Origin of the sequence: Citrobacter sp. RHBSTW-00881 (genome assembly GCF_013728515.1) — a bacterium.
GTDB lineage: Bacteria > Pseudomonadota > Gammaproteobacteria > Enterobacterales > Enterobacteriaceae > Citrobacter > Citrobacter braakii.
Genome location: NZ_CP056270.1, coordinates 13,806 through 38,036, shown reverse-complemented (window position 1 = coordinate 38,036; position 24,231 = coordinate 13,806). Strand labels below are relative to the sequence as shown.

Sequence of the window (24,231 nt, the reverse complement as noted above, 5' to 3'; positions counted from 1 at the left end):
AGCTTGGGAAGAAATGACCTGCTTATTCGCACCTTCCTTAATATAAAGACACAAGCAGAGACATTTTTGGCACGATATAAAAACGCTAAGTTAAAAAATCACTATGACGTGTTGGGTATCAAATGTTCACTGGCATAAACCTCTGTTTCTGATGTAAAACAGATTTTCTGAGGAGGCGTAAAACCTCCTCGTACTGCGAAATTGATTTAGTGATAGCGATCGATCACGCCAACCAGATAGTGGTCGGTTTGCTGCATGTTGATGCCCGCTTTTTTAGCGCTGCGGACTTCATCCAGAATGATTTGCAACAGCGTCCCGTCCACGATTTCCTCTTTTCTGTATCGCTTCAGGAAGTTAATCGCTGACTTATCGTTTGCTGCCTGGGCGTCTTCCGTCAAAGAGGTCAGCGCATTAATGCGCTTCTGGTAATCGCTTACCGTCTGCTCAAACAGATCTTCCAGCGTGGAAAATTCACCGCACCGGGCGTGTTGCTCCTGTAACACCGGCGTGGCGCCGCTCTGTTTGATGTATTCGTACATGCGCATCATTTGCGTCACCGTATTTTGCGCCTGATGACGCAAAAATAGTGCGGTGCCATTAAGGCTATTCTCGCTGCACCTCTGGCTGAGCTGAAGATACAAATTTGAGGTATAAAACTCCTGATTCATTTGCGCATTCAGTTTTTGAACTATTCCGCTAGCGATCATAGGACTTCCTTATTTCTTGTCATCTCAGAAAACGGTCACTCTTCGAAAAAACAACCAGAATAAAAGCGATTCTTTCGCTTTTTTTATTGCGCCTGGTTACGCAGTCATATTCATTTTAAGTCGGGATGCTCCTTATTTAAATATCCAACCCTACTATCGCATTTCTATCTGGCATTATTCTGTGATGGTGTTTCGATATTCACACTCCCTGTGCCAATCCTTTCTTATCGACAGTAGGAAACTTCCTCCGGCTATTCTGCTGAACACGATTAGGGGCACTGTTGCAAAGTTAGCGATGAGGCAGCCTTTTGTCTTATTCAAAGGCCTTACATTTCAAAAACTCTGCTTACCAGGCGCATTTCGCCCAGGGGATCACCATAATAAAATGCTGAGGCCTGGCCTTTGCGTAGTGCACGCATCACCTCAATACCTTTGATGGTGGCGTAAGCCGTCTTCATGGATTTAAATCCCAGCGTGGCGCCGATTATCCGTTTCAGTTTGCCATGATCGCATTCAATCACGTTGTTCCGGTACTTAATCTGTCGGTGTTCAACGTCAGACAGGCACCGGCCTTCGCGTTTGAGCAGAGCAAGCGCGCGACCATAGGCGGGCGCTTTATCCGTGTTGATGAATCGCGGGATCTGCCACTTCTTCACGTTGTTGAGGATTTTACCCAGAAACCGGTATGCAGCTTTGCTGTTACGACGGGAGGAGAGATAAAAATCGACAGTGCGGCCCCGGCTGTCGACGGCCCGGTACAGATACGCCCAGCGGCCATTGACCTTCACGTAGGTTTCATCCATGTGCCACGGGCAAAGATCGGAAGGGTTACGCCAGTACCAGCGCAGCCGTTTTTCCATTTCAGGCGCATAACGCTGAACCCAGCGGTAAATCGTGGAGTGATCGACATTCACTCCGCGTTCAGCCAGCATCTCCTGCAGCTCACGGTAACTGATGCCGTATTTGCAGTACCAGCGTACGGCCCACAGAATGATGTCACGCTGAAAATGCCGGCCTTTGAATGGGTTCATGTGCAGCTCCATCAGCAAAAGGGGATGATAAGTTTATCACCACCGACTATTTGCAACAGTGCCTCGAATCAGCCTATTTAGGCTATTTTTTCCACCATTTCTGGCGTTATTTCCGGTTTTTACTGAGATCTCTCCCACTGACGTATCATTTGGTCCACCCGAAACAGGTTGGCCAGGGTGAATAACATCGCCAGTTGGTTATCGTTTTTCAGCAGCCCCTTGTATCTGGCTTTCACGAAGCCGAACTGCCGCTTGATGATGCGAAACGGGTGCTCCACCCTGGCACGGATGCTGGCTTTCATGTATTCGATGTTGATGGCCGTTTTGTTCTTGCGCGGATGCTGCTTCAAGGTTTTTACCCTGCCGGGACGCTCGGCGATCAGCCAGTCCACATCCACCTCGGCCAGCTCCTCGCGCTGTGGCGCTCCTTGGTAGCCGGCATCGGCTGAGACAAATTGCTCCTCTCCATGAAGCAGATTACCCAGCTGATTGAGGTCATGCTCGTTGGCCGCGGTGGTGACTAGGCTGTGGGTCAGGCCACTCTTGGCATCGACACCAATGTGGGCCTTCATGCCAAAGTGCCACTGATTGCCTTTCTTGGTCTGATGCATCTCCGGATCGCGTTGCTGCTCTTTGTTCTTGGTAGAGCTGGGTGCCTCAATGATGGTGGCATCCACCAAAGTGCCTTGGGTCATCATGACGCCTGCTTCGGCCAGCCAGCGATTGATGGTCTTGAACAATTGACGGGCCAGTTGATGCTGCTCGAGCAGGTGGCGGAAATTCATGATGGTGGTGCGATCCGGCAGGGCGCTATCCAGGGATAATCGGGCAAACAGGCGCATGGAGGCGATTTCGTACAGGGCATCTTCCATGGCACCGTCGCTCAGGTTGTACCAATGCTGCATGCAGTGAATACGCAGCATGGTCTCCAGCGGATAGGGCCGTCGGCCATTGCCCGCCTTGGGATAAAACGGCTCGATGACAGCGGTCATATTCTGCCATGGCAGAATCTGCTCCATGCGGGAGAGGAAAATCTCTTTTCGGGTCTGACGGCGCTTAGTGCTGAATTCACTATCGGCGAAGGTGAGTTGATGGCTCATGATGTCCCTCTGGGATGCGCTCCGGATGAATATGATGATCTCATATCAGGAACTTGTTCGCACCTTCCCTAAGTCACCGGCGGCTTGCCTGCCACACATTGAACATTACAGACCAATTAGCACTTTGTCACCGGGGAAAGATGTAAAGATTATGTATAAATAGATTGGCTTAGAAGTGACATTTCAACTTTGGAGAAACAGGTGACATTTTAAACTTGCTTTAACAAAATTTTGGGACTGACCGAAACAAAAAGGCCAGCCCCGGAGGGCTGGCTATTCAGTACAGGGCAATGACAGGTTTCTTGATGCCGCAGGCGTGAGCGTAGCGGGTCAGTGTGTCGATGCTGGCTTTGGTGATGTTGTTTTCCAGGCGAGAAATAACCGGAGGTGTAACCCCCATGCGTTCAGCAACCTGCGCTTTTGTCAGGTTGTCATGCTTGCGCCATTCAGCAAGCAGCTCCCTGAGCTTTTCCTTACGTTCTTCTTCCTGCCATGCAGCGCGATATTCATCGTCCTGCATCCACTCGTTATGCAGTTCTTTATGGCTTACCAGTTTCATTAAGTACCTCCGCTAACCGCTTTTTGGCGAGATCGATTTCTTTCGCTGGCGTTTTCTGTGACTTCTTGATGAAAACACGGAGCATGATGATGGTATTGCCTTTGTGGTATACCCAGATTCCCCTGGCTATGTCCGTCCCCATCGTGCGGATCTCAAAAAGTCCATCGCCCAGGGGCTTCGTGTCCGGCTCCCGCAGTAATCGGGCGTCATACTCCAGTTTGCCGATGAGACGGTCAAACTTCACCCTGATTTTTACGGGTAATGCTGTGGCTTCTTCCCTGGCTTCCGGGTGATAAACAACGCTAAACATGTGACCTCCCATTTCTATTAATATTAACCTATAGGCTAATTTCAGACAAGGTAGAATTAACCTATAAGCTAATTTTGTTGGCAGTTATCGTGGCTACCCGGTCACTACCCTGTTAGCGTGAGTTTTCGTTCCACTGAGGAACGGGGATTTATGCGCGTTAGCGCATGTAAGGCGGCAGGATGAAATGACAGGTAGCACCGAGGGTTAGCCGCCGATACCAGTGAGGGATCGAAAGGGATCGCCTATCCATCCCTTCACCCTGCAAAGCCATATTCCGCTAAAAGCGGCTCAGAGGCTTTTGTGCGCGGTCGGAGTGGTCACAACAAGGCCGAAGCCGCAGTTGGGGCGTATCTCCGCGTTAGCGGGTCGTAAGAGCCGCTTACGAGCGTGTAATCTAATTCTTCAGCGATATTTGCTGACGTATCCGGCGTGGCCGGATTTGTCCAATCCCTCGATGGCTAACAGGCGAGCTGTTAGCCATCGAGGGATTCCGTTCTGAATGCCCCGCGCTTTAGCGTGGGGAGCTACTTTTGAGGCGCTCGCGCCGATGCTGTTCGGTTATCCACTTTTTAAAGGGGATAACAGCAATGTCTTTTATTTTTTGGTTTATCTTTTAATACGTAAGTAATTAAAAGATAAACCAAAAGAGTATTTGCGCCATCTCGTTTGCACTTCATTATCACTTACCCACAAGCTATACAGCAGTTGTGGTGGGTCTACGCCGGAACCGCCGAAAAATCCGTCATTCCTGTAGGCGGGATGGGTTGGATTTCGAAAATTATTGTACTATAAGGGCTTCCCCGGCATGTCAACGCCGGTGTTTACGGTTTCTGTCTGCACTATAGTAAAAAAATAAAGGGGAGAGACTGCGGTACTATAAACGGTCATGATGAATCGTCATCGATTCGGACCCTGATGAAAGACGCTCGTGAGGCTCTAGTTCGTTAGTCGGGTACACTTGCCCTGTACAATAAGCAGATATACCTCACGGGGTCTAACCCTTTATCATCAACGAGTTGCAGAACAGATGGTCATACAGCTTTGTACTTTAGCTGGCTGAGTACAACCTGAAATCATCACCGTAATGCAATGATGCCCAGCACAGTCTTGCATTTTTGGCAGCGATGGCAACAACAGCGCGCCAGTATCCTCTGCGTTCGACCAGTGAGCAGACCCAACGACTGAATAAATCAGTCCTTTTCTCCGCCCCGATCAGTACCGAGCGGGCACCCTGAACCAGAAGTGTTCTCAGATACGAATCGCCAGCTTTCGTTATCCTGCCAAGCTTCGACTTTCCGCCGCTGCTGTACTGCGATGGTGTCAGTCCCAGCCAGGCTGCCAGCTGGCGCCCATTCTTAAAATCATGTGCATTACCGATACTGGCGACCAGCGCACAGGCCGTTGTGGGGCCAACGCCCTTCAATTCCATCAGCCGCTGACTGCGATGATCTGTTTTGGCCATGCGGGACAAAATTCGGTCATATTCAGCGATGTTATCTTCAATGCGAGCAACGTGCTCCAGCAAATCATCAACACATTGCTGAACCTGAAGTGGTAAAGAATTCTTCTGCTCAAAAACTATGTGGCGCAGGGCATCTGTACTTTGTGGGGCGATAACGCCGAATTCAGATATCAACCCCCGGAGACGATTATATGTTGCTGTTTTCTCTTCGATAAAACCCTGTCGGGTACGATGCAGACACTGCATTGCCTGCTGGCTCTCATCCTTAACCGGCACAAACCGCATATGTGGGCGACGAACCGCCTCGCAGATAGCCTGAGCATCAGCTGCATCATTTTTCCCTGATTTACCAGCCATGCGGTAAGGCGATACAAATTTAGCGGCCATCAGACGCGGCTCATGACCATACTGCCGAAACAGTCTTGCCCAGTAATGAGCCCCGGAGCACGCCTCCATCCCGATAACACAGGGCGGCAAACCAGCAATCAGCCCGGGAAGAGCTGCGCGGGTTACTCTGGATTTAACCAGAACGGTTTTGCCATTCTGGTCAACGCAATGAACAGCGAACACATTTTTAGCAAGATCGATACCGACAGTAGTAATGGTCATAACGAATCCCTCCGGGGTTGTGTTTACCCCATGATTGCACAAGAGTTAATCAGGCGCATAATCAGGGGAAGTCCCTTCCATTCGTTAAGGCTGTTTTTTGTACTGAGGTTTATTGCAGACGTGCAGAATCCCCGCCAGCTAAGGCGGTAGTGGGGTTCGAGGTCCAATGATGTAAAAAACCACGCTAAGAGGTTAATTCATTGTTTGTATTCAAATTTAATGGTCTTAACTCGCCCTTCAGAATATCTTCCGGTAACGAAAACGTATAATGTCCCAGCATATTTATATGGCCATGTATCAGCGGCGATAATCTTGCCAGATGCTCCTCTTCAGGTGTTTCCCCCGATTTGCGAAGATGTGACAACGCCTCCTGCATGTAAAGTGTATTCCACAGCACAACCGCATTGGTCACCAGACCCAGAGCACCGAGTTGATCTTCCTGCCCTTCACGGTAGCGTTTTCTAATCTCACCACGTTGTCCGTAGCAAATGGCTCGAGCCACTGCATGGCGTCCTTCTCCCCGGTTGAGCTGAGTGAGGATCCGACGCCGGTAATCCTCATCATCGATATAGTTGAGAAGATACAACGTCTTGTTGACCCGGCCCACTTCCATAATCGCCTGAGCCAGACCAGATGGTCGGCTACTTCTCAACAGTGAACGAATAAGCTCTGATGCATGGATGGTCCCAAGCTTCAGTGAGCCCGCCATTCGCATCATTTCATCCCATTGGGATTCTATTTTTGACAGTTCAACACATCCCCGGGCCAGCTCATTCAGGGCACCATAATGTGCCGTTTTATCTGCCCGCCAGAATATCGCCCCGCCTGCATCGGCCAGACGAGGGGAAAACTGGTAGCCCAGTAACCAGAACAGGCCAAAAATGATATCGCTGGATCCTGCCGTGTCCGTCATAATTTCTACCGGATTCAGCCCGGTCTGCTGCTCCAGAAGCCCTTCCAGTACAAAGATGGAATCACGAAGCGTCCCGGGAACTACAATGCCATGGAAACCGGAGTATTGATCGGAGACGAAGTTGTACCAGGTGATACCGCGTCCTGAACCAAAGTATTTACGATTTGGTCCGGAATTAACCGTTTTAACCGGTGTGACAAAACGCATACCATCTGCGGAGGCAACCTCACCACCTCCCCAGTACCCCGCGAGCGGCAGCGTGGACTGAAAATCAACCAGCCGTGCATTAGCGGTGACCAGCGTTTCTGCCCTGAGATAATTTTGTTTAACCCAGCTCAGACGATGGCGAGTAAGCGCGGGAATATTATGCTTTATCAGGGGTTCATGCCCTATATTGCAGGCTTCTGCCAGCAGTGTTGCGCACAGACTGACCTGGAGATCCTGCGCCCGAGCACCTGATTCACTGACGTGGCTGAATTCGCGGGTAAAACCGGTTCGGGCATCTATTTCAAGCAACAGCTCCGTCAGATCAACCGGAGGGATCAATTCTCTTACCCGACGATTCAATTGTATCAGTGCCGGTGGCTCATCCAGTTTATCCAGACTGCTAATCGTCAGTGAGGGATGCTTACCTTCATTGCTTATGCTGACCGCTGCGTTGCAGGCAAAACGTGAAGCCACTGATTTCCATGTGTCATCAAGCCGCGTAGCCAGTTGTTCTGCTGCTTTAGTTCCGTCTGATGGATGACCCAGCGCCCGACATACCGGGATGCGTTGTGCCTGCCATTCAGCTCCCTGAAGCAATTTTTGACGCGGGTCCCCCCACCGATCACTGTTCTCCAGCCAGAGATCACGACGGCGCAAAGAATCTTGAAGGCGCTCGAGAAGACACAGCGAGTAACCCGCTCGTAGAATCCTACCATCTCTGTCGTAGACCAGACGTTTCCATGGGCCGGAAATGATTTGCTCTGGTGCATCGTCGAGAATTCGCTTTTTTGAGCCACTCAGTTCGGCCAGATAATGGATTGCTGACAACGTGAGCTCCCCGGCCGGGGCGGCCTGAAAGTGTAAGTCACGCAACATCGCGGACAGGAAACGCTTCACCCGTCCATATTGTTCCACCATTTCATCCTGAAACTGAGTATCTTGCGGGCGCGCCAGCTCATTTACCTTGCCGACGGATTCAGCCAGTTTGTCCTTTGGTATGCGGCGAAAAATAGCCTGCCGCAGAGCTGCTTCTTCGGTGTTCTCATCAAGTAATAACGTGCATGCCCGTGCCAGTAATAGCGGGGCACGATCAAGATCTTTCAGGGTCCTGAGCCGCTTTTTCTGCCCGATATTTTTTGCAGAACGCGTGATATCCAGAATAAGCATATCCAGCACATCCACGGCCTCGTCAAGCGCCGAAATTTCCTGTGCTTTCACAAACGCAGTAAGCACGGCCAGTCGCCGTTCGTCAGGCATTCTTGAAATGTATTTCACCGAAGCCATTCCGGCATAACGGGCCAAATTCCGCAGCTGGATGGCAGGCAGACCGGAGAAATTCAACCGGGAAAACTCCATGCTACGCAGTCGGGTATATCGCTCCAGGGCGTCTGTAAATGACGGCCCACTGATAGTGACAGGACCTTTTCGCATCTCCTCCAGCACCGATATACGCTGCCCTTCAGGTATTTCAAGTAAACCGTCCAGTTGTGTTTTCTGCCAGCTGTCAGGCAACAAAGCCAGCCTTCGCCATAATCGTCGACTTGCCCGTTCGCGTACTTCGCCAATCAGCCTTGTCAGAGTCGAGGCTGCGGGTAGCAGGATCTTATTTTGCAGCAACCATGCGGTAGCAAAATCAAACAGCAGACCTGGACGCTCATTGCTGAGCCAGGCGCGAGTATAGAGCAAACGCTTCAGTCTGAATGTCCAGGGGAAATCACCAAAATCATGATAATCATAATAGAGCTTGATAAGCCCCTGATGCTCCCAGCGGGTATTTTCTCTTTCAGCATACCGGGAAAGGATCTCTGGTCGGCTGATGTTCAACTGTGCCGCAATGTAAAAACGGATGAATGAGGGAATTTGAAGGGGATCAGGAAGAAACGTTCCCAGAAAGCGCGCCGTAGTCAGCTGAAGTGCAATCCCCAGCCGGTTATGTTTTCCCCGTCGCTGATTAATAAAAGCAAGGTCACGCTCATCCAGATGAAAATACCGAGCCAGCTGAACCTCATTTGGGTCTGCCACATAGCGACCGTAGTTTTCTGTCTGTTCGCTGGTAAGAAAGTCATCACTCATTGCGCATCCTTTCGTAAACGGGAGTTCTGTCCTTTTTTTAACCGTCTCAAATATTATGATATTTGATACCCGTCAAAACCAAAGCGGAAAAGGGTATCAGAAATCGTAATTTATACATTATGATACCACTTTGTATCAAAAACGATTTGTGAGACTGAAATGGCGTTACTGGGCTATGCCAGGGTATCAACCAGCCACCAGAAGCTGACGCTCCAGGTGGCTGAACTGAAAAGTGCCGGTGTGCGTGAAGACCGGATTTTTACCGACATGATGACCGGGGCCACTGACGAGCGTGAAGGACTGCAACGACTGCTTGGCCGTGCTGAAAAAGGCACTGTTGCAAAGTTAGCGATGAGGCAGCCTTTTGTCTTATTCAAAGGCCTTACATTTCAAAAACTCTGCTTACCAGGCGCATTTCGCCCAGGGGATCACCATAATAAAATGCTGAGGCCTGGCCTTTGCGTAGTGCACGCATCACCTCAATACCTTTGATGGTGGCGTAAGCCGTCTTCATGGATTTAAATCCCAGCGTGGCGCCGATTATCCGTTTCAGTTTGCCATGATCGCATTCAATCACGTTGTTCCGGTACTTAATCTGTCGGTGTTCAACGTCAGACGGGCACCGGCCTTCGCGTTTGAGCAGAGCAAGCGCGCGACCATAGGCGGGCGCTTTATCCGTGTTGATGAATCGCGGGATCTGCCACTTCTTCACGTTGTTGAGGATTTTACCCAGAAACCGGTATGCAGCTTTGCTGTTACGACGGGAGGAGAGATAAAAATCGACAGTGCGGCCCCGGCTGTCGACGGCCCGGTACAGATACGCCCAGCGGCCATTGACCTTCACGTAGGTTTCATCCATGTGCCACGGGCAAAGATCGGAAGGGTTACGCCAGTACCAGCGCAGCCGTTTTTCCATTTCAGGCGCATAACGCTGAACCCAGCGGTAAATCGTGGAGTGATCGACATTCACTCCGCGTTCAGCCAGCATCTCCTGCAGCTCACGGTAACTGATGCCGTATTTGCAGTACCAGCGTACGGCCCACAGAATGATGTCACGCTGAAAATGCCGGCCTTTGAATGGGTTCATGTGCAGCTCCATCAGCAAAAGGGGATGATAAGTTTATCACCACCGACTATTTGCAACAGTGCCCTGAAAAAGATGACATCATCATCTGTACCAAAATGGACCGCCTCGGACGCAATACGGCTGATATGATCCATATCGTTGACGCCTGCTATAAAAAGGGGATCTCCATCCGGTTTCTGGAAAACGGCCTCAGTACGGAAGGTACGATGGGGAAAATGGTCATTCAGATCCTGGCCGCTGTTGCTGAAGCAGAGCGCGAGCGCATTCTGGAGCGAACCAATGACGGACGGATTGCTGCAATGGCTTCTGGCGTCAAATTTGGACGAAAGCCACACCCTAAAACGACAACTGCACAATTTCTTATAAAACAAGGTGAATCATTCAAAATGATATATGAAAAAACAGGAATATCTCGGGCAACATATTTTAGATTGAAAAAACAAACACAATCCGCATAAAAAATGGAAATGCATTATGAATATTCAATACCCTCATCTATATGAAATTACTAATGAGCGCTCAGCAAAAAATCAGTGGTATTTTTTAAATGGAGTGAGAGCAGAATATGCATTGCTAATATTCACTGCTGTTAACTCATCTTTATCTTACGATGGGAAATACATTACTAATTTAGCATTATTCATCTTATTGATTATATTGCTACTAGTTAGGAATGTTATAAACTTTGAACAAAAATGGTATAAATATAGAGCGGTTACCGAATCAATAAAAACCACAACATGGAAATTTGCAATGAAAGCGGAGCCTTTTAATGGCGATGAAGAAACACATAATGCAAAACAATATGTTGAATACTTAAAAAATATCTTAAAAGATAGTAAATATGCGATTCAGACAAAAGCGCTAAATAATCTTGAAGGAGACCAATTCAGCATTTGTTTAAAAACTATTAGAAAAATGAGCTATGAACAAAGAAGAGATCTTTACGTAGAACAAAGAATTGAAGATCAACGGACATGGTATGCTAAAAAATCTCTATTCAACAAAAGGATTGGTAAGGGGTGGGCGGTGGCTATACTGATTCTCTATGTTTTATCCCTTGCTATGACAGCATACCTTGCTAAAGAACCAAGTCAATCTACCTCGTTACCAACAGAGCTAATTACAACAATAATTTCTGCTCTCATAGGCTGGGTGCAAATTAAAAAGTATAATGAACTTTCGGCATCGTATGCCCTTACAGCACATGAAATTGGTCTAATAAAAGAGCAATCTTATTATATTTCTAGCGAAAAAGATTTTTTAGATTTTATTCGTGATGCTGAGACAGCATTTTCACGGGAACATACACAATGGCAAGCGAGACGAATTGTATAAAATCTGACAAAGGGAACTGTAAAGTTCCCCTTATTGTATTATTTGGCACGTCGACGAATAGCATCAACAATACTTTCTGTGCTCCACCGAACCTGTTCGACAGAACGATTAGCTACAACCTGAGATACTCTTGATGCACCATGTGGAATAACACCAATAACGGGAACTCCATGTCTAATTGCGGTGTCCATCTCCCACTCCATCCAAGTACTATGGCTTGCATAGATTCCAGCTATAGCAAGTAATACATTACTGTTGCGAATTTTTTCGCCAAGAACTCTTTTGATGTAATCAGCATTCACTGAATTAATAGGTATATCTTTGCTAACTTCAGAGAATTCAGCCCTAAAATAGGGTCTTGCATTTAGAAGGTTACGCAGTCGTAGTAATTCGTCGTGACTCCCCCACGAATGACTAATAAAAATATTTAAATCTCTAGCCATAAATCCCCCGCAATTATTAGTTATATTCCCATTAATAATATGGGGACTGTGACTTAGTTTATCAAGGGTATCATCGGGAAAAACCTCACTAACACAGAGGCTTATGTTAATTCATTAAAAACAGAAAGTTATCGTCTTGGCGTGGTTTTTTACATCATTGACCGTCAAACCCCTACGTAAGCTTATGACCCGGGATGGTTTATGGATCCCTCGTAAGTTACGGCCACCTCGTGTGCATCAGCCACGCCCACGTCGGGCCTGCACCGGCGAACTCATCCAGATTGATGGCAGTGAACATCGCTGGTTCGAGGACCGTGGTCCGGCCTGCACGCTGCTCGTTTACGTTGATGATGCAACAAGTCGGTTGATGCAGCTTCTGTTCGTCAGTTCGGAGTCCACGTTCACCTATTTTGAAGCCACCCGGGGATATCTGGAGCGCTACGGTAAGCCTCTGGCATTCTACAGCGACAAAGCCAGCGTCTTCAGGATCAACAACAAGCAGGCCACCGGCGGAGATGGCCAGACTCAGTTTGGTCGTGCCATGAACGAGCTGAATATCACTGGTATCTGTGCCAACACCAGTTCAGCCAAGGGGCGTGTTGAACGGGCTCATCTGACATTACAGGACCGCCTGGTCAAGGAACTGCGGCTCCGCGGTATCAGCACACCTGAGGCTGCAAACGCCTTTGCTGATGAGTTCATGGAAGATTACAACCGTCGGTTTGCAAAGCCGCCACGTCACGATTTTGACGTACATCGCCAGCTGGATAATGGCGAAAACCTGCAGGCGACATTCACCTGGCGCGAGCAGCGTAAGGTCTCGAAAAACCTGACATTACAGTATGATAAAAAGCTTTATCTGCTTGAAGATAATGAAGAAAACCGGCGTTTTCAGGGGAAGTACATCGAGGTATGGCAATACCCGGATGGTGACATTGAGCTCCGGGCCAGCGGCACTTCCCTGCCCTTTACCACTTACGACCGACTGGGAGAACTGGACCAGGGCGCCATCATCGACAACAAGCGTCTGGGACGTGCCCTGGAAATGATAAAGCTGGTTCAGGACAAACGGGACAACACCCGCTCACAGGCCCTGCCATCACTGGACGGCCAGACCTCACGCAGAAAGAAACAACCCGGCAAGAAATCACAACGAAGTCTGGACCATAACGACATGCTGGAAGCCCTGCAGCAACTTCAGACCCGGAGTAAAGACATCTTCGGCAAAGGCTGAAACATAACCTACATGCGGACATTTCAATTTAGATTGATGTTCAGGATAAACGCGATAACAACCGTTCACAGGCGATCCCTGCCGGTGATGGCTCTTTGCGGCGGCGCAGAAAACCAACAGAGAAATAATCGCAGCGCTCACTGAACGGCGACGACATGTTAGATGCGTTGAAGACATTGCAGTCACGTTCTGAGAAAAGTTCCAATGTTTAACGAGCGATTAAAAAATATATTAAATCATTATTCTCTCATTTCTCTGTTGCAATACTGACCTCCCAGGGCCTGTGTAATTCTGTCACCAAATAGTATCGTCAGACTACGATCATAGTAAATGGTTTCACCAGTGATAGATTCATGCTTTAATATTATCCCATAGCCATATCTTTCAAGCATATTCATACCCACCCTTGCCAAATTGTAAGAATAATTTATTCCCCAAATGGAACCATTTCTTCCTTCAAAAAACTCCGCTCTGTAATATCTTTTTAGAAATTCATAGTGTGCGTCTTCACTAAACATACCCCCTCCCGCTACAGAATTTACATAACAGTTTTTTATAATAAAAAGATGAAATGCATAAATATATATCCCGTTTTTCCTCTGCCGCCCACCATTCACAGATAGAGGATATAATCCTATATTATTTATTGTATGCTTAAATCATTTGATGACTATAGTTTCATATATTTTCATCATGTTAGCACCCATGATGTATGTTTATTTTTTCTGAAGCATACCAATAATCAAACCCCGTTCAACATAACAACATAAAATAATTTATAACAAATTTAGTTGAAACTTAATATATGAAATAGTGACTTTCCATAAGCAGATCATTAGTTTATAGGGCATCCTAACGATGCAGGCTCCTCCTGGCAAAACTGTCGATGATGAGATTTTTTTTGCGGTATATTCCACTTATTTTGGTGGTATTCAGTTTATGCAAAACAATACCGACAAAAGACTGAACCGTTTTTTTGGAGATCAGCAGGCTACGGGAAATTTCATCTATCGAATAACCATTTAAAATCATATTGATAACATGTGTTTCTCTTTTGGTAAATGACAACTTGTCCCTCTTCAGATTGATCCCCATTTTTTTAAACGCCTGCCTCATCATGAGATATTCATTACCGCTTAATTCAGTGTCAATGCATACCGCTTCACGCCCTGTCCCGCTCATTCCTGACGCCGGTTTTAATAAAAAGATAAGATTGACCGGTGAAATGTGTAGGTACTTGAGACGTTCGGCATCGCCGGTGTTCAGCTCTGACTCCACAATCACCACATCGCTGTTGCTGAAGGCAATATCGCTGACCCGTGAAAACACAACCCTGTTGACGGAGAGGCTGTTGTCGCTGAACATACATTTCAGACCTACAAGCATGAAATTATTATTGGTAATAACATAGATATTCATATAGTCCCCGCAGCAATACCTTTTGCGAAGCGTCCCGTTCCTTATGTTCTGACAAAGTGGTGCCTGTATTGGTGTCGCCGGGTAACTATGACGTACTCCGGCTCAGCGGAGTACGTCAACTGCTCTACTGGTGCGCCGCTAGCACGCTATTCACGATTTCCACCGCTTCTTTCTCGATCTGCTTGCGATGTGCTTCCCCGAGGAAGCTCTCGCAGTAGATCTTGTAAGCGTCTTCCGTACCTGACGGTCGGGCGGCGAACCAGCCGTTGTCGGTCATCACTTTCAGGCCACCAATCGATGCGCCGTTGCCCGGCGCGGCGGTCAGACGCGCAGTGATCGGGTCACCCGCCAGCTGACTGGCCCTGACCATTTCCGGCGACAGCTTCGACAGCACCGCTTTCTGTGCGGAAGTGGCCGAAGCCTGCAGCCGGTTATAGCTCGGCGCGCCGAAGCGGGCGGCCAGTTCGTCGTAGTGCTCCTGCGGGTTTTTACCGGTGACGGCGGTGATTTCCGCCGCCAGCAGGCACATGATGATCCCGTCTTTGTCGGTCGACCACGGCGTTCCGTCAAAACGCAGGAACGAGGCGCCCGCGCTCTCTTCTCCGCCGAAGCCGAAGCTGCCGTCGAACAGGCCGTCAACAAACCATTTAAAGCCCACCGGCACTTCAACCAGCCTGCGGCCGAGGTCGTTCACCACACGGTCGATCATCGCGGAAGAGACCAGCGTCTTGCCCACCGCCACATCCTGGCCCCACTGCGGGCGATGCTGGAACAGGTAGTTAATCGCCACCGCCAGATAGTGGTTCGGGTTCATCAGCCCTGCCGGCGTGACGATGCCGTGACGGTCATAATCTGGATCGTTAGCAAAAGCCAGGTCAAACTTATCGCGCAGCGCCAGCAGGCCCGCCATTGCGCACTCAGATGAGCAGTCCATGCGAATGGCGCCGTCTTTATCCAGATGCATAAAGCGGAAGGTTTGATCGACGTGATCGTTGACGATAGTCAGGTCGAGCTTGTAGTGCCCGGCAATACGTTTCCAGTATTCGATACCGGACCCGCCCAGCGGATCGATCCCGAGCTTGAGGCCGGCTTTCTGAATTGCCGCCATGTCGACGATATCCGCCAGCCCTTCGATAAACGGCTGTACCAGATCCTGCTTTTTAACATGACCGGATGCCAGTGCCGCATCGAGGGAGATGCGCCTGACGCCCTGCAGACCCGAGGCCAGCAGTTCGTTAGCGCGATTCTCTACCACTTTGGTGACGTTGGTATCCGCCGGGCCGCCGTTCGGCGGGTTGTACTTAATACCGCCATCTTCCGGCGGGTTATGAGACGGCGTGATCACGATGCCGTCTGCCAGCGGACCACCTTTTTTGTTGTGCACCAGGATGGCATTGGAAATGGCCGGCGTCGGGGTGAAACCGTTGTGTTCCTGCACGATAACATCAACGCCGTTGGCCGCCAGCACTTCCAGTACGGAAATAAAGGCCGGTTCGGAGAGCGCGTGGGTATCTTTACCCACGTAGCAGGGACCGGTAATCCCGTTCCTGGCGCGGTCTTCCGCAATCGCCTGCGCGATCGCCAGAATATGCTGCTCATTGAAGTTATGGCGCCCTGCACTGCCACGATGGCCAGAGGTACCAAACTTCACCGCATGCTCCGCGTTGCCCGCTTCCGGCCTCAGTACGTAGTACTGCGCGGTCAGCTGAGCGACGTTAATCAAATCACTCTGTTGTGCAGGCTCCCCTGCGCGTTTACTGTCCGTCATTTTTCTCTCCTGTCATATCCGTCAGGCTTATTTATGTGTTGCTGCCGGGTCGCTCATCGACGGGGCCGGTCTCCTGCCACCCGCCCCGGCGTTTCCTGGTTGTCAGTACGCGCTCAGAGTTGCGTTTTGTCGATATACCAGATCTTTTGCGCATACTCCCGCACCGTACGGTCCGATGAAAAATAGCCCATGTGGGTTATGTTGAGCATCGTTTTGGCGGTCCACTCTTCCGGGGTTCGGTAGAGCGCATCCACCTTGTCCTGACAGTCAACATAGCTGCGGTAATCGGCCAGCACCTGATAGTGGTCGCCAAAGTTGATCAGCGAATCCAGCAGACCGCGATAGCGGCCCGGCTCCTGTGGGCTGAACACCCCGGTCCCCATCTGGGTCAGCGCCTGGCGCAGCTCTTGATCCTGGTCGTAGTAATCACGCGGCTGATAACCGTTGCTGCGCAGCGCCTCGACCTCTGCAGCGGTATTACCGAAGATAAAGATATTGTCCTCACCCACGTGCTCCAACATCTCAACGTTGGCGCCGTCCAGCGTGCCAATGGTCAGCGCACCGTTGAGGGCGAACTTCATATTACTGGTCCCGGAGGCTTCAGTCCCTGCCAGCGAAATCTGCTCAGAAAGGTCCGCGGCCGGAATGATCATCTGCGCCAGACTGACGCTGTAGTTGGGAATGAACACCACCTTTAGTCTGTCGCCAATCTGCGGATCGCTGTTGATGACTTTGGCGACGTCGTTTATCAGATGGATGATCTGTTTTGCCGTGTGGTAAGCGGACGCGGCTTTGCCGGCGAAAATCACCACTCGCGGCACCCATTCGGCCTGCGGGTCCGCCTTGATACGGTTGTAGCGGGTGATCACATGCAGCACATTCATCAGCTGGCGTTTATATTCGTGGATCCGTTTAATTTGCACATCAAACAGCGCGTTCGGGTTCACCACCACGCCCAGCTGACGGGCGATATAATCGGCCAGACGCTGTTTATTCGCCAGTTTGGCGGCGCTGACGGCCTGGTTAACCAGCGGATAATCCTGATATTCCCCCATTTCGCTCAGCTGGCTTAAATCCGTTCGCCAGGTCTGGCCGATATGGCGGTCCAGAACCGCGGCAAGGGACGGGTTAGCGGCAGCCAGCCAGCGGCGCGGCGTGACGCCGTTAGTCACGTTGGTGAAGCGGCGCGGAAAGATTCTGGCGAAATCGGCAAATAGCGACTCCACCATCAGCCGGGAGTGCAGTTCCGACACGCCGTTAACCTTGTGACTGACCACTACCGCCAGCCAGGCCATCCGCACGCGGCGACCATTGGACTCATCAATAATCGAGGTCCGGCTCAGCAACGCCATATCATCGGGATAGTGCTCCTGCATCGTTTTCAGAAAATAGTCATTAATCTCGAAGATAATCTGCAAATGGCGCGGCAGGATTTTCCCCAGCATATCGACAGGCCAGGTCTCCAGCGCTTCGCTCATCAGGGTATGGTTGGTGTAGGAGAAGACCCGACAGGTCACCTCAAACGCGTCATCCCAGCTGAAGCGGTGTTCGTCAATCAGCAGACGCATCAGCTCCGGGATCGACAGCACCGGATGGGTGTCATTGAGGTGGATAGCAATTTTATCCGCCAGGTTGTCATAGGTTTGATACAGCTGGTAATGGCGGGTGAGGATGTCCTGTACCGTCGCCGAAACAAGGAAATACTCCTGCCGCAGGCGCAGTTCACGCCCGGAATAGGTCGAGTCGTCCGGGTAAAGCACGCGGGAAACGTTCTCAGAGTGGTTCTTATCCTCCACGGCGGCGAAATAGTCCCCCTGGTTAAATTTACCGAGATTAATTTCACTGCTGGCCTGAGCACTCCACAAACGCAGGGTGTTGGTGGCATCGGTATCATAACCCGGGATAATCTGATCGTAGGCCACGGCAATAATTTCTTCGGTTTCCAGCCAGCGCGAGTTTTTGCCCTCATGTTGAACACGTCCGCCAAAGCGCACGGTATAGCGGGTTTTATGGCGCTCGAATTCCCACGGGTTACCGTACTCCAGCCAGTAGTCCGGTGACTCCATCTGCCGGCCGTCGATGATGTTTTGCTTGAACATGCCGTAGTCGTAGCGGATACCATAGCCGCGGCCTGGCAGCCCCAGTGTGGCCAGGGAATCGAGAAAACAGGCCGCCAGACGACCGAGACCGCCGTTGCCCAGCCCCGGATCGTTCTCCTCATCAATCAGCTCTTCCAGATCCAGCCCCATCCCTGCCAGAGCCGTTTTCACATCCTCATAGATGCCCAGCGACAATAAGGCATTAGAGAGGGTACGGCCGATGAGAAACTCCATCGACAGATAATAAACCTGCCGGGCCTGCTGCGAGATCCGCGCCCGATGCGCCCGCAGCCAACGTTCTACCAGCCGATCGCGCACGGCGAACAGCGTGGCGTTGAGCCATTCATGCTTATTGGCAAGTGAGGGATCTTTACCAAGAATAAACATGAGCTTATAAGCGATAGCATGCTGTAGCGCTTCTTCATTCAGACTGGGTGAAATATAACTTAAGCGTGGTTCCATTTTTCTTATCCGTAGCAATTAAATAATACGCTGATACAACTGGTGGAAAGACTTAGCGGCAATTTGCCAGCTAAAATCCATGCTCATTGCCTGACGTTGCACGTACCGCCACAGCGATGGACGGGACCACAGGACAAAGGCCCGGTGGATGGCATGTAATAGTGATTCAGTCTCGCTGTCGGTAAACACAAATCCGCTCGCGATCCCGTCAGCAAGGTTTTCGAGCGAACAGTCGGCGACGGTATCCGCCAGTCCGCCGGTGCGACGAACCAGCGGCAATGTGCCGTAGCGAAGGCCATAGAGCTGGGTCAGACCGCAGGGTTCAAAACGGCTGGGCACCAGGATGACGTCGGCGCCGCCAATCATCTGATGCGACAGCGCCTCGTCGTAACCGATCCGGATACTCACCTGCCCGGAGTATTGCGCCGCAGCGGCAAGAAAACGGGCCTGCAAATCCGGGTCGCCGGATCCCAGTAGCGCCAGCTGCCCTCCCTGCGCAATGATTCCCGGCAGTGCGCCAAGGAGCAGATCCAGCCCCTTCTGGCTGGTGAGCCGGCTCACGACGGTGAACAACAGCGCCCGGCCGTCCTCCTTCAGCCCCAGCGTCGTCTGCAGCTGCTGCTTGTTCTTCGCTTTCTCAGCCAGCGAGTTCCGGTCGTAAGGCGCAGCCAGCAGCGGATCGCGGCGCGGATCCCAGATGCTTTCGTCGACGCCGTTAAGGATCCCCGACAGTCGCCCTTCCCGCTGACGTTGCCGCAGCAACTCTTCCAGACCGAACGCGTACTGCGGTTCGGTAATTTCACGGGCATACGTCGGGCTGACGGTGGTGATATGGTCAGCGAAATAGAGGCCCGCCTTAAGGAAGGAGATCTGTCCTTTAAACTCCACCCCATGCATCTGGAAGAATGACCACGGTAAAGCGATCTCCGCCATATGCCGGGCGAGGAACAAGCCCTGATAGGCAATGTTGTGCACCGTAAACACTGACCTGGCGGGGTTGCCGCGGGCGGCCAGATAAGCCGGCGTGAGGCCCGCATGCCAGTCATGGGCGTGGACGATTTCAGGCCGCCAGAACGGATCCAGACCGCCAGCAAGCTCAGCCGCGACCCAACTCAACAGCGCGAAACGCAGGACGTTATCGGGATAATCCTGCATCTGCGGGTCATGATAAGGATTACCCGGTCGGTCATAGAGATGCGGGGCATCAATCAGATAGATGCCCACGCCGTTAAAGTCGCCAAACAACAGCGTCATCGGCCCGGCGAAGGTCTCCCTGCTGGCCACCACCTGCGGTTCCCCTACTCCGTCGCGGATCGCGGGAAACCCCGGCAGCAGCACGCGGGTATCCACGCCCTCGGCTATTTGCGCCGCCGGGAGAGCACCGGTCACATCAGCCAGCCCCCCCGTTTTCAACAGAGGGAACATCTCCGCTCCTACATGTAAAACTCGCATGGATGCTCCTTAATTATTCAGGCATGAAGGCGACGCGATGCCAATGACGGCAATCACAGCTGCGGCAGCTTTTATTTCCGCCAACGGCTTCATAGTTCAAGTCGGTTCAGCATTTCTTTGGTAACCAGAACGATGCCTTCTTCCGAACGATAAAAGCGTCGCGCATCCTCAACGGCATTTTCGCCAATCACCGTCCCCTCCGGAATAACGCATCCCCGGTCGATCACGCAGCGTCTTATCCTGCAGGAGCGACCGACCCAGACGCCCGGTAATAAAACCGACGAATCAATATTACAGAACGAGTTAATCCGAACTCTGGAAAATAGAACCGACTGCACCACCACCGAGCCAGAAATAATACAGCCGCCGGAGACCAGAGAATTCATGGTCATGCCATGACTGCCGGAACGGTCCTGAACAAATTTGGCGCTGGGCAGCGATTCGACATAGGTACGGATAGGCCAGTTACGGTCATAAACGTCCAGCTCTGGCACTACTGAGGCTAAATCCAGATTCGCTTTCCAGTACGCCTCCAGGGTTCCGACATCGCGCCAGTATGGCTCGGCATTATTATCCGACTGAACGCAGGAGCGCGGGAACGGATGCGCATACGCTTCACCTGCCGCCGTTATCCTGGGAATAATATCTTTGCCAAAATCATGGGTGGAGTGTTCATCCCGATCGTCGTCTTCCAGCAGCTGGTAGAGATATTCCGCATCAAACACATAAATGCCCATACTGGCAAGCGAGCGGGTTTCATCGCCAGGAATGGTGGGCGGATTAGCCGGTTTTTCAACAAATTCAATGATTTTGTCATTCTCATCCACGGCCATGACGCCAAAAGCGCTTGCCTCTTCAACCGGGACCGGCAGGCAGGCCACGGTACAGCGCGCCCCTTTTTCAACGTGATCGAGCAGCATCCGCGAATAATCTTGTTTATAGATATGGTCCCCGGCCAGAATAACGACATATTCCGCATCATAGCGGCGGATAATATCCAGATTCTGGGTCACGGCATCCGCCGTCCCCCGATACCAGTTCTCACCATGCACCCGCTGCTGCGCCGGTAATAAATCCACGAACTCATTCATTTCTTCGTTAAAGAATGCCCAGCCGCGTTGAATATGCTGCACCAGTGAATGGGACTGATATTGTGTAATGACCCCGATACGTCTTATTCCGGAGTTAATACAATTCGATAAAGCAAAATCAATAATTCTGAATTTACCGCCGAAATGCACCGCAGGTTTTGCGCGAATAGTGGTCAGGTCTTTTAATCGTGTGCCACGTCCGCCGGCGAGGATCAGGGCCACGGATTTAAGCGGTAACTGGCGCGACAGCATTAAGTTGTCAGTATATTCAAGTTTACTCATAATAATGTCCTGCTATTAAATAAAAGCCATAAAAGAAAATAATGAAGAAAAAGCCTCACTCTTCTGCAAAATAATTCAGAAGTGATCACCTCCGGTAATAAGTCAGCTGCAATAAATCAGCTGCGCGTTTTATTGCCCTGCAGATTCCCGTACCAGCCAGATTGTCGCCAGCGGCGGCAGAGTCACCGACAGCGAATGCTCCCGACCGTGGCTGGCGATCGCCTCGCTTGCCACGCAGCCGCCGTTGCCGGTGTTGCTCCCGTGGTAGTGCATCGAGTCGGTGTTCAGCTCTTCACGCCAGCGCCCCGGCTGGTTAATCCCGAAGCGATAGCCGTGACGCGGTACTGGCGTGAAGTTGCTCGCCACGATTATCTCGTTCCCGGCTTTATCGCGACGGACAAAGATAAACACCGACCGTTCATGGTCATCCACAACAAGCCATTCAAAGCCGTAGGGGTCAAAATCCAGTTCGTGCAGTGCCTTATGGTGGCGATAGGTATGGTTCAGATCGCGCACCAGACGCTGCACCCCGTGATGCCAGTTGTCGCCCCCTTCCAGCAGATGCCAGTCGAGGCTGGCGTCGTGGTTCCACTCCCGCCCCTGGGCAAACTCGTTGCCCATAAACAGCAGCTTTTTACCGGGGAAGGCAAACAGCCAGCCGTAGTAGGCGCGCAGGTTGGCGAACTTCTGCCAGGCATCGCCAGGCATCCGGTCAAGAATCGATTTTTTGCCGTGAACCACTTCATCGTGTGACAGCGGCAACACGAAGTTTTCGGTGTAGTTGTAGAGCATCCCGAAGGTCATCTTGTCGTGATGATAACGACGATAGATGGGATCGAGCTGCATATAGTCGAGGGTGTCATGCATCCAGCCGAGGTTCCATTTGAACCAGAAGCCAAGACCGCCCGTCGAAGACGGTCGTGTAACCCCGGCGAAGTCGGTGGACTCCTCCGCCATCGTGACCGCTCCCGGCGTCTGCTCACCGAGCACACGGTTGGTATTGCGCAGAAATTCAATCGCTTCGAGGTTTTCCCGGCCGCCGTACTCATTGGGCACCCACTCCCCCTCTTTGCGGCTGTAGTCGCGGTAGATCATTGACGCAACCGCATCCACGCGCAGGGCGTCGATCCCGAAGCGTTCAATCCAGTACAGCGCGTTCCCGACCAGAAAGTTGCTGACTTCACGGCGACCGTAGTTGTAGATCAGCGTATTCCAGTCCTGGTGATAACCTTCTCGCGGGTCGCTGTGTTCATACAACGCGGTGCCGTCGAACGATGCCAGCGCAAAGTCATCCGACGGGAAGTGGCCCGGCACCCAGTCGAGGATCACGTTCAGACCCGCGGCATGGGCAGCATTCAGGAAGTAGCGGAAGTCTTCACGGGTACCAAAACGGCGGGTCGGCGCGTACAGCCCGGTGGGCTGATAGCCCCAGCTGCCGTCGAACGGATGTTCGTTTACCGGCAGCAGCTCCAGATGGGTGAAGCCCATCCACTTCGCGTAAGGCACCAGCTGGTCCGCCAGCTCGCGGTAGCTGAGCCAGAAATGGTTATCGGCGTGGCGGCGCCACGAGCCAAGGTGCACTTCATAAATCGAAATCGGTGCATCAAACTGGTTGGCCTGCTGACGGGACTGTGGCTGTTCGACCTTTTCCGGCATGCCGCAGATAAGCGACGCGCTTTCCGGGCGCATCTGTGCCTCAAAGGCATACGGGTCGGATTTCACCCGCAGGTGGCCGTGGGCGTCAATCAGCTCGAACTTATACAGCTGGCCGTTATGCGCGCCGGGGACAAACAGCTCCCAGATGCCGGACTCTTTGCGCAGACGCATCGGGTGGCGGCGGCCGTCCCAGTAGTTGAACTGTCCGACCACCGACACACGACGGGCGTTCGGCGCCCAGACGGAAAAACGCGTCCCGGTGACGCCGTCCATGGTGTCGGCATGGGCTCCCAGCGTCTCGTAGGGCCGCAGATGAGTCCCTTCAGCGAGCAGCCAGGCATCAAGCTCCTGCAGCAGCGGGCCAAAGCGATAGGGGTCGTCAATCAGGTTTTGCTGACCGTGCCAGGTGACGGCCAGCTGGTAACGAAAAGGATTTTTCCGGCGCGGCAGAACGCCGCTAAAGAACCCGCGTGTGTCGAGGCATTCGAGTTTACCGACTTTGCGCCCGGTTTTCGGTTCAATCACCCATACATCGGTGGCATCGGGTAATAATGCGCGCACTTCCAGACCCGCATCGGTTGAGTGCATGCCAAGCACGGAAAATGGATCGGAACAATGACCTGCGAGAAGTGCGGAGATCGCACTTTTTTCATTATAATCAGACATGGCAGTCACCCTACTATCATCCTGCGGAAAGAATTAAAACGCCTCTTCCTGCTTTATTGATCCGGTAATATTCCGCTGCATGCTACGCATCGAAATATCAACACGTTATTCCAGAGCCTTAAGACATGTCGGTTGTCCACAAATAGAGAGTGATTAACCTCCTGAGAAGTGAGTTAAATGCGCTGTACGACTTCTGTATTATCTGTCTTCAGAATAATTACTCCTGATTTTCTTTCTGTGAGTAAACACTCATTTCTATATTA

Annotated in this window: 18 protein-coding genes and 3 pseudogenes; 5 read left to right on the top strand and 16 right to left on the bottom strand. The window is 51.3% G+C overall.

Features of this window, described 5'->3' with window-relative positions:
* Positions 1 to 206: 206 nt before the first annotated feature.
* The 7 genes from HV311_RS25240 to HV311_RS25210 form a co-directional block, all read right to left on the bottom strand.
* Positions 207 to 707 (bottom strand): non-heme ferritin-like protein, encoded by a 501-nt coding sequence (locus HV311_RS25240; RefSeq protein ID WP_001752509.1) that lies wholly within the window; start codon positions 705 to 707, stop codon positions 207 to 209.
* Positions 708 to 1,033: 326 nt separating this feature from the next.
* Complete coding sequence (locus HV311_RS25235; protein ID WP_004118358.1) at positions 1,034 to 1,738, bottom strand: IS6-like element IS26 family transposase; 705 nt, start codon at positions 1,736 to 1,738, stop codon at positions 1,034 to 1,036.
* A 119-nt stretch (positions 1,739 to 1,857) separates the two neighbouring features.
* A complete protein-coding gene (locus HV311_RS25230; RefSeq protein ID WP_000019450.1) occupies positions 1,858 to 2,838 on the bottom strand; it encodes an IS5-like element ISKpn26 family transposase in 981 nt (326 codons plus the stop codon).
* A 277-nt stretch (positions 2,839 to 3,115) separates the two neighbouring features.
* A complete protein-coding gene (locus HV311_RS25225) occupies positions 3,116 to 3,397 on the bottom strand; it encodes a helix-turn-helix domain-containing protein (protein WP_000780222.1) in 282 nt (93 codons plus the stop codon).
* Positions 3,378 to 3,707, bottom strand: a complete 330-nt coding sequence (locus tag HV311_RS25220) for a type II toxin-antitoxin system RelE/ParE family toxin (RefSeq protein ID WP_000493286.1) — start codon at positions 3,705 to 3,707, stop codon at positions 3,378 to 3,380. The genes HV311_RS25225 and HV311_RS25220 overlap by 20 nt, the downstream gene beginning before the upstream one ends.
* A gap of 1,048 nt (positions 3,708 to 4,755) precedes the next feature.
* The gene (locus tag HV311_RS25215) at positions 4,756 to 5,778 is read right to left on the bottom strand and encodes an IS110 family transposase (protein WP_001567660.1); all 1,023 of its coding nucleotides are present in this window, start codon (positions 5,776 to 5,778) and stop codon (positions 4,756 to 4,758) included.
* A 184-nt stretch (positions 5,779 to 5,962) separates the two neighbouring features.
* Positions 5,963 to 8,971 carry a Tn3 family transposase gene (locus tag HV311_RS25210; protein ID WP_191221237.1) on the bottom strand — a complete coding sequence of 1,003 codons (3,009 nt, stop codon included), beginning with the start codon at positions 8,969 to 8,971 and terminating at the stop codon, positions 5,963 to 5,965.
* Between the two features lie 159 nt (positions 8,972 to 9,130).
* Here HV311_RS25210 and HV311_RS25205 point away from each other — a divergent pair.
* A pseudogene (locus HV311_RS25205) lies at positions 9,131 to 9,310 on the top strand (recombinase family protein); the annotation flags it as partial.
* A 43-nt stretch (positions 9,311 to 9,353) separates the two neighbouring features.
* On the opposite strand, the gene HV311_RS25200 reads toward HV311_RS25205, so the two are convergent.
* On the bottom strand, positions 9,354 to 10,058 hold the full coding sequence (locus HV311_RS25200; RefSeq protein WP_001067855.1) for an IS6-like element IS26 family transposase: 705 nt from the start codon (positions 10,056 to 10,058) through the stop codon (positions 9,354 to 9,356).
* Between HV311_RS25200 and HV311_RS25195 the strand changes: the two genes are divergently transcribed.
* A complete protein-coding gene (locus HV311_RS25195; protein ID WP_191221236.1) occupies positions 10,049 to 10,516 on the top strand; it encodes a recombinase family protein in 468 nt (155 codons plus the stop codon). The two genes, HV311_RS25200 and HV311_RS25195, sit on opposite strands and share 10 nt — an antisense overlap.
* A 16-nt stretch (positions 10,517 to 10,532) precedes the next feature.
* Positions 10,533 to 11,396 (top strand): DUF4231 domain-containing protein, encoded by an 864-nt coding sequence (locus tag HV311_RS25190; RefSeq protein WP_052432412.1) that lies wholly within the window; start codon positions 10,533 to 10,535, stop codon positions 11,394 to 11,396.
* Between the two features lie 38 nt (positions 11,397 to 11,434).
* Here HV311_RS25190 and HV311_RS25185 read toward each other — a convergent pair whose 3' ends face one another.
* On the bottom strand, positions 11,435 to 11,839 hold the full coding sequence (locus HV311_RS25185) for a TIR domain-containing protein (RefSeq protein WP_071846040.1): 405 nt from the start codon (positions 11,837 to 11,839) through the stop codon (positions 11,435 to 11,437).
* Between the two features lie 172 nt (positions 11,840 to 12,011).
* Here HV311_RS25185 and HV311_RS25180 point away from each other — a divergent pair.
* Together HV311_RS25180 and HV311_RS25175 are read left to right on the top strand one after the other, a co-directional pair.
* Positions 12,012 to 13,073 (top strand): annotated as a pseudogene (locus HV311_RS25180) (ISNCY family transposase); the annotation flags it as partial.
* 38 nt (positions 13,074 to 13,111) lie between these two features.
* A pseudogene (locus HV311_RS25175) lies at positions 13,112 to 13,285 on the top strand (ISNCY family transposase); the annotation flags it as partial.
* A 27-nt stretch (positions 13,286 to 13,312) separates the two neighbouring features.
* On the opposite strand, the gene HV311_RS25170 reads toward HV311_RS25175, so the two are convergent.
* The 7 genes from HV311_RS25170 to glgB form a co-directional block, all read right to left on the bottom strand.
* Positions 13,313 to 13,591 (bottom strand): hypothetical protein, encoded by a 279-nt coding sequence (locus HV311_RS25170; RefSeq protein WP_004197671.1) that lies wholly within the window; start codon positions 13,589 to 13,591, stop codon positions 13,313 to 13,315.
* 334 nt (positions 13,592 to 13,925) lie between these two features.
* Positions 13,926 to 14,492, bottom strand: coding sequence for a LuxR C-terminal-related transcriptional regulator (locus HV311_RS25165; protein ID WP_004197678.1), 567 nt, complete (start codon positions 14,490 to 14,492; stop codon positions 13,926 to 13,928).
* Between the two features lie 124 nt (positions 14,493 to 14,616).
* On the bottom strand, positions 14,617 to 16,260 hold the full coding sequence (gene pgm, locus HV311_RS25160; RefSeq protein WP_004197675.1) for a phosphoglucomutase (alpha-D-glucose-1,6-bisphosphate-dependent): 1,644 nt from the start codon (positions 16,258 to 16,260) through the stop codon (positions 14,617 to 14,619).
* A 113-nt stretch (positions 16,261 to 16,373) separates the two neighbouring features.
* On the bottom strand, positions 16,374 to 18,821 hold the full coding sequence (gene glgP, locus HV311_RS25155) for a glycogen phosphorylase (protein WP_191221235.1): 2,448 nt from the start codon (positions 18,819 to 18,821) through the stop codon (positions 16,374 to 16,376).
* 18 nt (positions 18,822 to 18,839) lie between these two features.
* A complete protein-coding gene (gene glgA, locus HV311_RS25150) occupies positions 18,840 to 20,273 on the bottom strand; it encodes a glycogen synthase GlgA (protein WP_004197677.1) in 1,434 nt (477 codons plus the stop codon).
* 89 nt (positions 20,274 to 20,362) lie between these two features.
* Complete coding sequence (gene glgC, locus HV311_RS25145; RefSeq protein WP_015632388.1) at positions 20,363 to 21,646, bottom strand: glucose-1-phosphate adenylyltransferase; 1,284 nt, start codon at positions 21,644 to 21,646, stop codon at positions 20,363 to 20,365.
* Between the two features lie 129 nt (positions 21,647 to 21,775).
* The gene (gene glgB, locus HV311_RS25140; protein ID WP_004099052.1) at positions 21,776 to 23,968 is read right to left on the bottom strand and encodes a 1,4-alpha-glucan branching enzyme; all 2,193 of its coding nucleotides are present in this window, start codon (positions 23,966 to 23,968) and stop codon (positions 21,776 to 21,778) included.
* Positions 23,969 to 24,231 lie beyond the last annotated feature (263 nt).